The organism is Flavobacterium psychrolimnae, from assembly GCF_003312425.1.
Classification (GTDB): Bacteria; Bacteroidota; Bacteroidia; order Flavobacteriales; family Flavobacteriaceae; genus Flavobacterium; species Flavobacterium psychrolimnae.
Map to the genome: position 1 here is coordinate 1 of NZ_QNUX01000016.1, position 13,993 is coordinate 13,993.

Below are 13,993 nucleotides of genomic sequence, written 5' to 3' on the forward strand. Positions count from 1 at the left end.
ACTTCTTCTACACAGCGAAGTTTAAATTCATAATTGTATTTGACTTTTCTTTCCATAAAAATACCCCCAAATAGTGTCTAACTTTTTGGGGGCAGTTCAAGATGCAAAATCCCCTTTTTTTGTCTCCCAAACTTCCTCTTATAAATTGTACTTTACAATAAAGGTTACAAATCTAGGCAGGATAATATTCTCATTGGCGTTAAAACCATTTACACTAAAGGAGTTATTCAATCTAGATCTTGTATTTAATAAATTATTTGCCTGAATTCGGTATTCAAATTTGGCGTCTTTTTTAATGTAATTCAAACTAGCCGTCATGATTTTAAAATCATTGGCAAGACCAGTCGATTCATTTTTAAAACGGTTAAAGGCATAATCCCAATTGATATTCAAACCATTTAGGAAATAGTAATTCAGTTTTACAGTAGGTGTTTGAGTAGTAAATCGATTGGCTGCTTGCTCCGAAAAATTGATGCGATATCCTAAATCTACATTGGGATATTTTTTGAACTGAGTTGCAAAAGCCAAGTTATATCCATGATTTACATTTTCTATCCCTTGAATAAATTCCTGCGTAGCTCCATTAGTAACTCTTCTGTTCAAAACAAAATTCCTACTCCAACTTGCATTGATTCCTGCAGTTAGTTTATAATACTTTTGAAAGCTTTTCGAGTAAAACACATTCCCATTTAGACTTTCATTTTCAGCATCTAAATTCAAACGATCCGATGTTGAGTAAATACTTTGGAACAAAATTCCATTTACCACAGGATTTTTTGTAGTTGTGTATCCTATACCTCCAAAAATCGTAGTAAAATTATACAAATTGTATTTTGAGTAATTCAGCCTATGACTAGTTACAAGTGAGTTTTCCAATTGTGAATTTCCACGTGCTATGCTATTAAAATTCGTAAAAACATACCCTTCGACTAGCGCATTTATATCATTAAAACCATTTCTCACGTTGAAGTTATACGTCAAATTTTCCGATTTTTTCAAATCCCATCGCGCAAACATATCCGGTAAGAGTCTTGTAAAATTAAGTTTGAAAGGATTACCAAATTGCTCATTGGTGGTATTGTACTGATGAACAGAGAAACCCGGATTAAATGTAAACTTGCCTACAATAAATTTATAATGCAATCCCAAAAATGCATCATTAAAACGGTATCTTACATCATTATTATATACCGCTTGCTCAACAGGATTAACCGTTTGGTCTTGTAAGATTTGTAAAATACTCGAATTATACGACTGAAAAGCGTTCGTATTTCCTGCAGTTACATTTAATATACTTTTATTAGAAATTTGGTAAAAGTAATCGATTTTTGCATCCAGCTTATTGGTTTTTACAAATCTAGATTGTTCGATATTCAATGTGTTTTCATTGACAAAAACCGCACTTGGATCATTTGGATTTTGTGAAGTAGCGTTTTGATACGGATTGACAGAAAGTTGCGGATTGTAAAATGGGTCTTCGTCTTCGTATTGATGTTGCATTTCTAGTACCCAAGTAGACTTTGGATTTTGTGTATAAAACAAATTTAAACTCTGGTTGAATGAAGCTGGTGCTTGCTTTTGAAAAGCAATAACCGTATTTGAATTAGAGACCATTGAACCATTGTTCATTGTACTAAAATTAGTTTGGCTGTTGTCTACATCTTGTTGATCATTTTTTCTAAAAAACGCATCATAATCCAATTGAAAATTATCATTGGCTTTGTACTTAGAACCAAATTTTGCAATAAAGGCATTGTTTTTAGAATCCGTTTTATTTTTTCTATTTTCTAAGGTCGCAATATTTGTGGTATTGGGTTCAAAAATCCCTCTTTCTGAATTGGTAATAGACTGGTTGAAGGTAGATGAGTAAGCCGCAAAACCAGATAGCGTCCATTTTTTTGAAACCGAATGATTCAAATTGAGCGCACCAAATTTATCACTTGCTTTGGCCACATTATCGCCGCCAGACAAACCAAAAAAGTTTCGATTAAGCGAAAGTGTTGTACCATTGCGACCAATAGTATTTCGGGCTCCACCTGTAATTCTGAAAAAATCTGCAGAAGTCAAAGATACCTCACCAATATTATTCAAATTAACGATAGAGTTGATACTGGTTTTTGGAGAGTAATAAAATATTTTTGGATTAAAAATATAGCCTTTGTCATTTGCTAAACCAGCACTTACATCACCAAACCAAAATTTATCTTTTCCTTTTTTTAATTTGATATTAATCGCAATATCATCGTTGTTGTTTTCGAGGCCTTTCATTTGCGACACTTCGTTGAAATTTCGCAGCACTTGCACTTTATCAACAGCATCAGAAGGAATGTTTTTTGATCCCAATTTAGTATCTCCTTCCATAAAGGGCTTTCCATTTACAAATAGTTTTGCTACTTTTTTTCCCTCTACTTGCACCTGACCATCAGCCATTACTTCAAATCCAGGCAGTTTTTTAAACACATCTTCTAGCTTACGCTCTTCACCTGTTTTGAACGAATCCGTATTATAAACAATAGTATCTCCTTTTATAGACACTGGCATTTCGCGTACAATCTCGACTCCATCAAGCTCGATCCCGCCGCTTTCCATGGTGATGTTTTCCACCATATTCTCGGCTAGCGTTGTCACGTTAACTTCTTTATTTTGCATACCCAAATAACTCAGTTTAATTACATAAGCCGTATTGGGTTTAAGGTTCAACATAAACTTTCCTTTATCAGTCGTTATGGCATAGGCATCCATAGCTTTAGTAGTTTGATTAACCGCCATAACATTTGCCATTTCTAAAGGCAGCTTTCCTTTGTCTTGAACCACTCCTTCCAAACGGATATTTTGAGCATAGGAAATAGAAACCACCACAAGGGCGATCATTACTAGAATTTTTCTCATTTTAATTGGGTGTATAACTACAGGTATTAATTTCCAAAACGAATTTGCATGCCGCCATTTCCGCCGCGACCTTGATTCATCTCTCTGAATTCCTCCATTTTTTTCATTACGGCTTCGTCATACTCTTTTTGAGAAACTACTTTTCCTTTGGTTACGGCTTTAATTTCTACTTTATCTTTCGGGTTAAGTACGATTTTAGAGCATAAAATGGTTGTTCTGCCATCATTAACTTCCAAAATTAATCCGGGTAAACCCCAATATCCTTCTGGACCTTGGCTCACTGGTATTTCTGGGGTATACCATGCCGTAATGATTATTTCTTTAGGCACTTCAACCGCATCTAAAAAATTTGTTTTTTTATCATCCGCTGGTTTTGCACCTTCTTTTTTATCTGCATCCTCTTTTCGCGGCCTCATGTTTCTAAAATCAGTTACGCTAGGTTTTTTTACAGCCGTGGCTTTATAACACGTATATCCTCCAATTACTCTTGTTTCAGCTTCCATTTTCCAGGCTATACTCGTAAGCGAATCTTTGACCAAGAATTCTTTTCCCATAAACTCTTTGTCGTTACTGTACTGTTTGTCTTTTACGTCTTTATAAAAGGTTCCACCGCCACCAGCAAAGCTTGACATCATTCGGAATCCACCGCCACCTTGTGTTGACGCTTCTAACTTTTCTTCTTCCTTATAAATAGAGGCCGTTTTATTGAAGTTGAGGATAAATGTTTTTTCGAACATTTTCTTCATATTTTCCTCAATCCTCTTCTGCATATCTGGAGTCATATTTTTGTTTCCCTCCATTCGGGATTTAAAATCGGAAGTGCTGGTTCTTGATTCATACACCGCCATTCCTTGAAATTCCTGAGCTTGAAGTCCCATAAATGATACCACTGCTAATACTAATGTGAAAATTACTTTATACATACTATTGGATTTTGATAAATAAGAGTGAAAAATACTATTTTTGTTACAAGTATTCTGTTAAAATAATAATAAGACAATCAAAATTGTATAAGGTTTAATTGTAATTTCGCTTTCATGAAAAAAGTAATGCTATTACTATTTATCGGTTCATTTTCAATGGTGATTGCTCAGAACCTAAAGCCAACTGCTGTTAGAATGGATTCCATCCGTTTTGACGGCGATCAATTTCTGGGATATGATCCTTTTGGTTTTTATTATACCATAAAAAACAATGTCTTTTCTAAAGTTGGAGCCTTTGATACAATAGAATACAAGAATATTTCTTTGGGTAAAATCACCAAAGTAGACCTGCAAAACCCACTTAAAATCGTTTTGTTTTACGAAAATTTCAATACAGTTGTCATCCTGGATAATCAATTGAATGAAACTCAAAAAATCAATTTTTCAGAAAATGTGATTCCTATTGTCGCTTCAGCAGTTGGAATTGCTTCTCAAAATCAGCTTTGGATTTATAACAGTATGAATCAGCAACTGGGATTATATGATTATTTGAACACTATTTACAAGACTATTTCAGTTCCTTTTACGGAAAGTATTAAGAATTATTTTTCAGATTTTAATACATTTCATTGGATTGATAACAAAAACAATTGGTATGCCTGTGATATTTTTGGAAGAATTACTAACAACGGAAAAATCCCTGATTTTGAATCGATTGAAATTATAAATAAAAACCAGTTTATCTATTCTGCAAATGGGATTTTAATTTTTCAGGATTTGGAAAAAGACCAAAAAACGGAGATTAAAATTGCAGAAAAAAGCTTTAAAAAATTCTATTACAAAGACCAAATTTTATCTATTTTTACATCCACAGGAATTACAAATTATAAAATCACAATACCGTAATGCACATAGCAATAGCAGGAAATATAGGCTCTGGAAAAACAACTTTAACGCGCTTATTGGCGAAACAGTTTAAGTGGGAACCACATTTTGAAGATGTAGTTGATAATCCTTATTTGGATGATTTTTACCATCAAATGGAACGTTGGTCGTTTAATTTACAAATTTATTTCTTGAATAGCCGTTTCCGTCAGGTAATGCAAATTCGCGAAAGCGGTAAAAAAATCATTCAGGACCGAACTATTTATGAAGATGCACATATTTTTGCTCCTAATTTATATGCAATGGGCTTAATGACCAATCGGGATTTCCAGAATTACTCTTCTCTTTTTGAATTGATGGAATCTACAGTTAAAGCACCTGATTTATTGATTTATTTAAGAAGTTCAATCCCTAATTTAGTGGGACAAATACACAAGCGTGGTCGCGAATACGAAAACTCTATTTCTATTGACTATTTGAGTCGCTTAAACGAACGCTATGAAGGCTGGATTCAAACGTATGACAAAGGAAAATTATTAATTATAGATGTAGACAACATAAATTTTGTTGACAATCCTGAAGATTTAGGGAATATTTTCAACCGTATCGATGCCGAATTGAACGGGTTGTTTTAGAATCCTCTCCCCAACCCTCTCCGAAGGAAAGGGTGCAAAAACTAAATAAAAACAAAAATGCCTCGCAATTGCGAGGTATTTTTGTTTAAAAAGATTTCCAAAAATCTACATCTGTTTTACAACTCAATAAATGTAAATTAAAAATAAAAATTATTTTTCCCAAATAGGGAATTTTCAACTATCTTTGACATAGAAAATAAAGCATGAGAATAATCGCTAAAAGAACCTTACAAAATTTTTGGGAGCAATATCCAAACTCAAAACAGCAATTATTAGCTTGGTATCAGGTTTTTGACAAAAAAATATTTGAGAATTCCAATACGATAAAATCCATTTTTGGTTCAGCGGATTTTATTGGAAGTAATAAAGTCGTATTCAATATTTGTGGAAATCATTACCGATTAATCGTGAAAATTAATTATGTAACACAAATTGTCTATATTTTATTTATTGGAACGCATTCTGAATATGACAATTTGAAAGACATTAAAAACTTGTAAAAATGGAAATAAATCCTATAAAAACAGAAAAAGATTATGATTTAGCTTTAGAAAGAATAAACATTCTTTTTGATGCTAAACCAAATACAAAAGAAGGGGATGAACTAGATATCCTAGTCACTCTTGTAGAAAAATATGAACAAATACATTATCCTATTCCAGAGCCAGATCCAATTGAAGCGATTAAGTTCATGATGGAACAAAACGGACTTACAGCTGCTGATTTAGGAGTGATTTTAAACAGTCGCTCTAGAGTAACTGAAATTTTCAAACGTAAAAGAGCTTTAACAATTAAACAAATTAGAGTTTTAACAGAAACACTTCATATTCCAGCTTCAACTTTAATCAGAGAATATGCATTAGAACAATAATTTTTTAATTTTAAACAAAAAATGCCTCACAGTTGCGAGGCATTTTTAATTTATGATAATTAGTTGATTATTTCAAAGAATCAATCTTAGCCTGAACTTCCGCATCAGTTCCTTCAAAATTTTGGATGTCTTCTTTCCCGTTTATGGTTGTTTTGATTGTAGCTTTTACTTTTCCATCCACATTTGTTTTTTCGATAGAAACTTCTTTAGACATCATATGATTTGGCATTACTGCTGCATTCATAAATTTACACGTTTTACTTTCGCATCCTTTTGCCATACACTCTTCTTTTGACATTGAAGCACACATTTCAGAATTAGTACAGCACGTAGCGGTACCAGAAATTGTATGACTTCCGTTTCCTAGAATTGGGGCAATTACCAAACCTATCAAACACGTCAATTTAATTAAAATATTCATGGATGGTCCGGAAGTATCTTTGAAAGGATCTCCAACAGTATCTCCGGTAACCGCCGCTTTATGCGCATCAGAACCTTTATATGTCATTTCACCATTAATCAGAACACCTGCTTCAAAAGATTTTTTGGCATTGTCCCAAGCACCGCCAGCATTGTTTTGGAAAACAGCCCAAAGTACACCCGAAACGGTAACTCCAGCCATGTAACCTCCTAGCATTTCTGCTATTAATTGGTTGTTATCCGCGTACACTATTTTGCCTAAAAGAACAATCGCTATTGGGAAACCAATAGTCAAAATTCCTGGTAACATCATTTCGCGCAAAGCGGCTTTTGTAGAAATATCGACACATTTTGCGTACTCCGGTTTTCCAGTTCCTTCCATAATCCCTGGAATTTCTCGGAACTGGCGACGCACTTCATACACCATGTCCATCGCAGCTTTACCAACAGAATTCATGGCCAAAGCTGAGAAAACTACCGGTATCATTCCGCCCACAAATAACATCGCTAAAACTGGGGCTTTGAAAATATTAATTCCGTCAATTCCCGTAAACGTTACATACGCAGCGAATAAAGCCAGTGATGTTAGTGCTGCCGAAGCGATGGCAAAACCTTTTCCTGTTGCTGCAGTGGTATTCCCTACTGAATCTAAAATATCAGTTCGGGTACGAACTTCTTTAGGTAATTCGCTCATTTCAGCAATTCCTCCGGCGTTATCCGAAATTGGTCCAAAAGCATCGATTGCCAATTGCATTGCCGTTGTAGCCATCATCGCCGAAGCTGCCAAAGCCACACCATAAAATCCTGCTAATGCGTAGGAAGTCCAAATCGCTGCTGCAAATAAAAGTACCGTTGGAAACGTAGAAATCATTCCGGTTGCCAAACCTGCAATTACGTTTGTTCCTGCTCCGGTTGATGATTTTTGTACAATTGCCATAACGGGTTTTGTCCCCAAGCCGGTGTAATATTCAGTTACTGACGAAATGAGTCCACCTACTGCTAGACCTACAATCGTAGCATAAAAAACGCGCATTGATGAAATTTCTTTAGTTCCTTCGCCAAAGAAATCCATTTTCATGGTTTCCGGCAACATGTATTGTACTAAAAAATAACAGGCAATAAGAGTTAATCCTATTGAAAGCCAGTTACCCCTATTCAAAGCGCTTTGAACTTGCGCTTCTTTTGCATGATCATCTGTAATTTTCACAACCATCGTTCCGATAATCGAAAATAAAATCCCAAAACCGGCGATTGCCATTGGTAATAAAATAGGTCCAATTCCGCCAAAAGCATCTTGAATATTTCCACCCATATCTTTGATCACATAATTACCAAGAACCATCGCTGCTAAAACGGTTGCAACATAAGAACCAAATAAATCGGCTCCCATTCCGGCAACATCTCCCACATTATCACCAACATTATCCGCAATTGTAGCAGGATTACGAGGATCATCCTCAGGAATTCCTGCTTCTATTTTTCCAACTAAATCAGCACCTACATCGGCAGCTTTGGTATAAATCCCACCTCCAACTCTTGCAAACAAAGCAATCGATTCCGCACCAAGAGAAAACCCGGCTAATGTTTCCAATACAATAGTCATATCTTCTGTTGAAGTCCAAACTCCATTCATAAAAAATTGGAAGAAGAAAATAAAGAAAGTGGTCAATCCTAGAACTGCTAAACCTGCTACTCCTAATCCCATTACAGTTCCACCGCCAAAAGAAACTTTTAAGGCTTGCGGCAAACTCGTACGTGCAGCCTGCGTGGTTCTAACATTAGTTTTTGTTGCTATTTTCATTCCCATATTCCCCGCTAAAGCCGAGAAAAAAGCACCAAAAATAAAAGCAACTACTATTAATATGTGTGTCGTAGGAACGATAAATGAAATTCCGGCTAAAACAACACTTGCTCCAATGACAAAGAAAGTCAATAACCTATATTCTGCTTTTAGGAAAGCCAAAGCACCTTCGTAAATGTAATCCGAAATCTCTTTCATCTTACCGTCACCGGGATCTTGTTTTAAAACCCATGCTCGCTTCGTAAACATAAATGCCAGTCCAATAAATGCCATGGCTATTGGCAAATAAATCATTATTGTATTCATAATTTTGGTTTGGTTTTTGGTTAATATTAATAGTGTAACGAAACGAATTTAAACAAAAAAGCAATACTCTTAACAGAATATTGCTTTTTTTGTAAAAATTATGATGTAAAATTATTTAATACTAAATAATCCTTCTGGTTTGTTTTCAATATCATTAAAACGCTTTGTACATTCTTTGATAATGGCATACGCTTCATTTACATCGCCCCAACCGCCAACATCTACTGTTTTATTTTCAAGATCTTTATATACTTGAAAGAAATGTTCGATTTCTTTTAATAAGTGTGGATTCATGTCTGACAAATCGTTTAGCGAGTTCCAGATTGGATCTGAAACCGGTACACAGATTACTTTTTCATCTGGACCTTTATCATCTGCCATGTGGAAAACACCGATTGGTTTTACTTCCATTACACATCCAGGAAAAGTTGGTTCGTTTACCAAAACCAATACATCTAATGGATCTCCGTCTAAGGCTAATGTTTCCGGAATAAATCCGTAATCAGCAGGATACATCATTGACGAAAATAACATTCTGTCAAAACGCATTCTTTTTATTTCGAAATCATATTCGTATTTATTTCTACTTCCTCTTGGTATTTCGATTAAGACATCGAAAGTTGTTAATTTGTCTGCAGTCATTTTAGTTTTTTCTTTTCTATATTTATGGGTGCAAAAGTAAGGAAAGTATCCCTTTTTACAATAAAAAATTCATGTTATCTCTTGATTAAATTTTAACAGTGAGTACTTTAGTAAACCACTGTCCTATTTCGTTTCTTTAAATAATGGTGCCACAAAAGATACGTTGCAAAGGAACGATACGGACTCCATTGTTCAGCATGAATTTTCATCGCGTCTTTATCGTGTATATCCAGTAATTCCTTGATGGTATTTACTACCGCAATATCTCCTAATGGCAATAAATCCGGGGATTGTAGACAAAACATCAAGTAAATATCTATAGTCCAGTTGCCTATTCCTTTGATTTTGATCAGTTCTTCACGCACTTGCTGAGCCGTTTTGTTTGGCAAACTTTCTAAATCTAGCTCTTTATTTAATAGCGCTGTCGCCAAAGCTTTGATATAAGACGTTTTTTGTCGGCTTACGCCAAGATTTCTAAATTCGGCATCTGATACATCAAGAAGAATCTCGGGTGCTACCGTTTTTAAAGTAGTTTTTATTTTTAAAAAAGTCGCTTTCGCCGAATCAATAGAAACTTGTTGTTCCAAAATCAATAATACCAAAGTCTCAAAACCTTGTGGTCTTTTGGGAATGGTTGGCATTCCGTATTCTTCAATGATTGACTTGAAAATGGCATCTTTTTCTAAAAGATAATCGATTGCTTCTTGCATAATCTGATGTTTTTTTAGCCAGGATTACTTCACTTAACATCTATTTTTTATAGGGGTTCAGTGAACTTCGTTTGAAGTGAAAATCCTTTTATCTCGTTTTTTAACGAGATAAAAGATTGTAACGAATAGCCGGAATAGCTCCTAAAAATTAAACCCGAACGATCCTTTTACTGTAAAACGATTCGTTTCCGGCACATTGAGATAGTTCCCTCGCCAAGCGAAATCGATACGGAATACTTTGAAGATATTCCCAATTCCGGCGCTGTATTCCCAATAGCCTTTTTCCGGTGCATTGTACACCAATCCTGAGGCATTAATCGCTCTGTTTTCATCAGAAATACTACCATAAACCCCTTTTACGGATACAATTTCTCTCCAATTGAGTTTGCGCATAAACGGTATTCTGGAAAAAAGACGACCATTAAAATTGTGATTCCACTGCAAAGTAGCATATTGGTCTGCAACAAATTCATAAAAATTAAGGTTACTAAAAGTGTTTTCAAGTATGAAAAAAGTTTGATTTCCCGGGATGACACTCATGAGTCCCAAAGGAACGGTTCCAAAAGTTTTCCCCACTTCCATGATGATATTAGTTCTCCCTAAAGGCCCTATGATAATGGGTTGTTTGTAATACAATTGCAATTTGTCGTATTTGAAATCGCTATCCAATAATCCTTTGAATCCATGGCTATAATTTACAAAAAAGCGACTGTACGGACTGTCTACATTTTCTCTTTCAACTGCAAATCCTATAGTTTTTCTTTTAGGAGTGTATTCAACCTGAAAATTGACTTCTGATTGTTTCACATCGCTTTTTGCAACACCATTTGCAATATCTGTGTAATAATCTAGACTAAAAGTTGGCGATGCAGATTCGAGTGTGCGATAGGAAATTCCGGTTTGGAAAATCAAATTTTTAACAGGTTCAATTTCTACCGCAACATTGCTTAGATTAATGTTAGTCAATTTCCCATTATTCCCCGATGAAAATACAGAAGACGAAGCAAAACTTCGACCCAAAATATCGTAAGTTGTAGTCAGACTCGCACCAATTTGCTCAATGTCACGCCTGTTTCCTCCGGACAAAATAATTCTTTTTTTCTTATCGACCATCCATTTTCCAGAAAAGCCATATTTGAATTTGTCATCCTTAAATCCATACGCCGTATAACCTTGTATACGCCAACTGTCGTTGGTACCAAAATACGTTCTTCCACCCGCTCGCAATCTTACACCTTCTACTTCGTTGTAACCAAAAGTGGAAAAAATAGGACCGTAATCAAAATTTCCAAACTGTAAAAAACCGCTTGCTAATACTTGAACCGTACTATAAATTTGTTTAAATTTCTTGACCGTTTGCAACGTATCCAGCATTTTATAAACACCTAATTCGTCTTTGGTCAAATTCTCAAACCTATTTTCATCCCAGTATTCATCTGATTTATTATAGACATCGGCATCAATATAATTGACCTCATCTTTATAAAAAGCAACTGGTTTTTCATTATTGAACTGATGATTCCTATAGTAAGTAGTTCGTTTTCCGTAAACGCCTTTTGATTTTTCTTTTTTGTTTAAAGCAAAATCGGACATCAAATAATCCTTTGTCAATAAGAAAACTGAATCGCTGACCACCTCAAATTCCTGCTCTAAATAAATGTCTTTTACCCAGTTGATGTTAGCACTTTTGGTCACCGCCATATTGATTTTCTTGATGGCAAATGTGGAATCATTGACCCAGAAATCTCCTTTGAAAGTCAATTCGTTTTTACGCCTTGGATAGAAAACAATATTAAAACACCATTTATCATCAATATAAGCACTGTCTTTCAATACATAATTGTAAACATCAATCCCAGTTTTAGATAACGGACTTGTGAAACTTTTGTCAAAAAAGGTTAAGTAATTATTGTAGATATCGTAATTAGAATACAAATCTTTCACAAAAGTCAAAATCTGTTGATTCCCATTAAAACCAGACGTTTTACTGGCTTTTATTTTCTCTTTTAATTTCTTCAATTTATTATCTCCGTAAACATCATTCAACGTTTCATTCACAAAAATAGGCAGATAAGTTTTACCCGTAATCTTTGAAGTATCCATTTGGTTAAAGATAAACTCCATTCCTTTGAAAAGTTTGCTTTTCATAAAAGCACTATCAATAGAATTCATGTCAAATTCTATTTTCTCATATTTCTCCATTTGGTATTGGTCAAACAAATACAAACCGTTTTGACGTTTTCTTTCCCAGATTTTTCGAAGAATATCTAACGCTGGATTATTTTTTTTAGACGTTTTTCCGGTAAAAATTACAACTTCGTTTAAACTCTCTGCTTCGTTTAGCTGAATTTTTAAATTGTAATTGACTAATTTTTCTAACGTAATTTCTTTTTCAGAAAACCCAACAGATGAGATTAACAATACCGAATACGTTTTAGCGGATTCCAGATAAAACTTACCGTCTTCATTAGCAACAATTCCTTCACTTGAATTCTTGAAAACGACATTAGCAAAGGGAATCGGCTGATTCAATTTGTCTACCACAATACCACTTACCTTTGTTTGTGCAAAAACAGCATTCACTGAAACAAACAAAAAAAACAAGAAAAACAAAGAAATCTTTTTCATAATCATTCCAAAAAAAAACTTCATCAAATTAAATAATTGATGAAGTTATTAAGTTTAGACTTCTTAGATTGTGAGCTTTCTCAGATTGAAATCTTACAATCTAAGAAACCTAACAATCTAATTGATCTATTTTTTATACATTACTTTTTTAACCGCTTTTACTACGTCACCAGCATTTGGCAACCATTCTTTCAATAAAACCGGAGAATAAGGCGCTGGCGTATCTGCCGTTGTGATACGTTGAATAGGTGCATCCAAGAAATCAAAAGCGCGTTCTTGAACAATATATGTAATTTCTGAAGCGACACTTGCAAAAGGCCAAGCTTCCTCAAGAACTACTAATCTGTTTGTTTTTTTAACCGATGTTAAAATCGTCTCATAATCCATAGGACGTACGGTTCTCAAATCGATAATTTCACAAGAAATTCCTTCTTTGGCTAATTCGTCAGCAGCAATATGTGCTTCTTTGATAATTTTTCCAAAAGAAACAATCGTTACATCCGTACCTTCACGCTTGATATCCGCAACTCCTAACGGAATTACATATTCGCCATCTGGAACTTCACCTTTATCTCCATACATTTGTTCTGATTCCATGAAAATCACAGGATCGTTATCACGAATAGCCGCTTTCAATAAACCTTTAGCATCATAAACCGTAGATGGAACTACTACTTTAAGACCTGGAGTATTTGCAAACCAGTTTTCTAATGCTTGTGAGTGTGTCGCTCCTAATTGTCCTGCCGAAGCTGTTGGACCACGAAAAACGATTGGAACATTAAATTGTCCACCTGTCATCTGACGCATTTTGGCAGCATTATTTATAATTTGGTCAATCCCAACTAAACAAAAATTGAACGTCATGTATTCCACAATCGGTCTGCATCCGTTCATTGCTGATCCTACTGCAATACCAGTAAAACCAAGCTCAGCGATAGGAGTATCAATCACTCTTTTCTCGCCAAATTCAGCAAGCATTCCTTTAGATGCTTTGTAGGCACCATTATATTCTGCAACTTCTTCACCCATTAAGTATATGGACTCATCGTGACGCATTTCTTCACTCATCGCTTCGCAAATGGCCTCTCTAAATTGTATCGTTCTCATATTATATGTTGTATGTGTCTAATTTTCGAAAAGCAAAAATAAATATTTTATATCACTTAAAAGCATAAATTACCCTAAATTAATTCAGGATTTACAGTGATAATTTTCAGGAGCAATTTCCGGCTCTCCGCTGTATCTTCCTGTGGCTAAAGGCGCCACAAGAAGGATGCCGCTGC

Annotated in this window: 11 protein-coding genes; 4 read left to right on the forward strand and 7 right to left on the reverse strand. The window is 34.9% G+C overall.

Translation table 11 applies throughout. The features are described from left to right. Positions 1–138 precede the first annotated feature (138 nt). Positions 139–2,889, reverse strand: a complete 2,751-nt coding sequence (locus tag DR980_RS14525) for a carboxypeptidase-like regulatory domain-containing protein (protein ID WP_113637483.1) — start codon at positions 2,887–2,889, stop codon at positions 139–141. Positions 2,890–2,915: 26 nt separating this feature from the next. Next, positions 2,916–3,812: a GLPGLI family protein gene (locus DR980_RS14530; protein ID WP_113637486.1), complete on the reverse strand. Its 897-nt coding sequence runs from the start codon at positions 3,810–3,812 to the stop codon at positions 2,916–2,918. A 114-nt stretch (positions 3,813–3,926) separates the two neighbouring features. Between DR980_RS14530 and DR980_RS14535 the strand changes: the two genes are divergently transcribed. From DR980_RS14535 to DR980_RS14550, 4 genes are all read left to right on the forward strand, one after another. Further along, a complete protein-coding gene (locus tag DR980_RS14535) occupies positions 3,927–4,718 on the forward strand; it encodes a hypothetical protein (RefSeq protein WP_113637488.1) in 792 nt (263 codons plus the stop codon). Next, positions 4,718–5,332: a deoxynucleoside kinase gene (locus DR980_RS14540; RefSeq protein WP_113637490.1), complete on the forward strand. Its 615-nt coding sequence runs from the start codon at positions 4,718–4,720 to the stop codon at positions 5,330–5,332. The genes DR980_RS14535 and DR980_RS14540 overlap by 1 nt, the downstream gene beginning before the upstream one ends. A gap of 203 nt (positions 5,333–5,535) precedes the next feature. Then, positions 5,536–5,832: a type II toxin-antitoxin system HigB family toxin gene (locus DR980_RS14545; protein WP_113637492.1), complete on the forward strand. Its 297-nt coding sequence runs from the start codon at positions 5,536–5,538 to the stop codon at positions 5,830–5,832. A 2-nt stretch (positions 5,833–5,834) separates the two neighbouring features. Then, positions 5,835–6,203 (forward strand): helix-turn-helix domain-containing protein, encoded by a 369-nt coding sequence (locus tag DR980_RS14550; protein WP_113637494.1) that lies wholly within the window; start codon positions 5,835–5,837, stop codon positions 6,201–6,203. A 67-nt stretch (positions 6,204–6,270) separates the two neighbouring features. On the opposite strand, the gene DR980_RS14555 is transcribed toward DR980_RS14550, so the two are convergent. From DR980_RS14555 to DR980_RS14575, 5 genes are all read right to left on the reverse strand, one after another. After that, a complete protein-coding gene (locus DR980_RS14555; protein ID WP_113637496.1) occupies positions 6,271–8,730 on the reverse strand; it encodes a sodium-translocating pyrophosphatase in 2,460 nt (819 codons plus the stop codon). Between the two features lie 111 nt (positions 8,731–8,841). Further along, complete coding sequence (locus DR980_RS14560; protein ID WP_113637499.1) at positions 8,842–9,372, reverse strand: inorganic diphosphatase; 531 nt, start codon at positions 9,370–9,372, stop codon at positions 8,842–8,844. 107 nt (positions 9,373–9,479) lie between these two features. Further along, positions 9,480–10,082 carry a DNA-3-methyladenine glycosylase family protein gene (locus DR980_RS14565; protein ID WP_113637501.1) on the reverse strand — a complete coding sequence of 201 codons (603 nt, stop codon included), beginning with the start codon at positions 10,080–10,082 and terminating at the stop codon, positions 9,480–9,482. Positions 10,083–10,223: 141 nt separating this feature from the next. Continuing rightward, positions 10,224–12,710, reverse strand: a complete 2,487-nt coding sequence (locus tag DR980_RS14570) for a DUF5686 and carboxypeptidase-like regulatory domain-containing protein (protein ID WP_113637649.1) — start codon at positions 12,708–12,710, stop codon at positions 10,224–10,226. A gap of 126 nt (positions 12,711–12,836) precedes the next feature. After that, positions 12,837–13,817, reverse strand: a complete 981-nt coding sequence (locus DR980_RS14575; RefSeq protein ID WP_066082989.1) for a pyruvate dehydrogenase complex E1 component subunit beta — start codon at positions 13,815–13,817, stop codon at positions 12,837–12,839. Positions 13,818–13,993 lie beyond the last annotated feature (176 nt).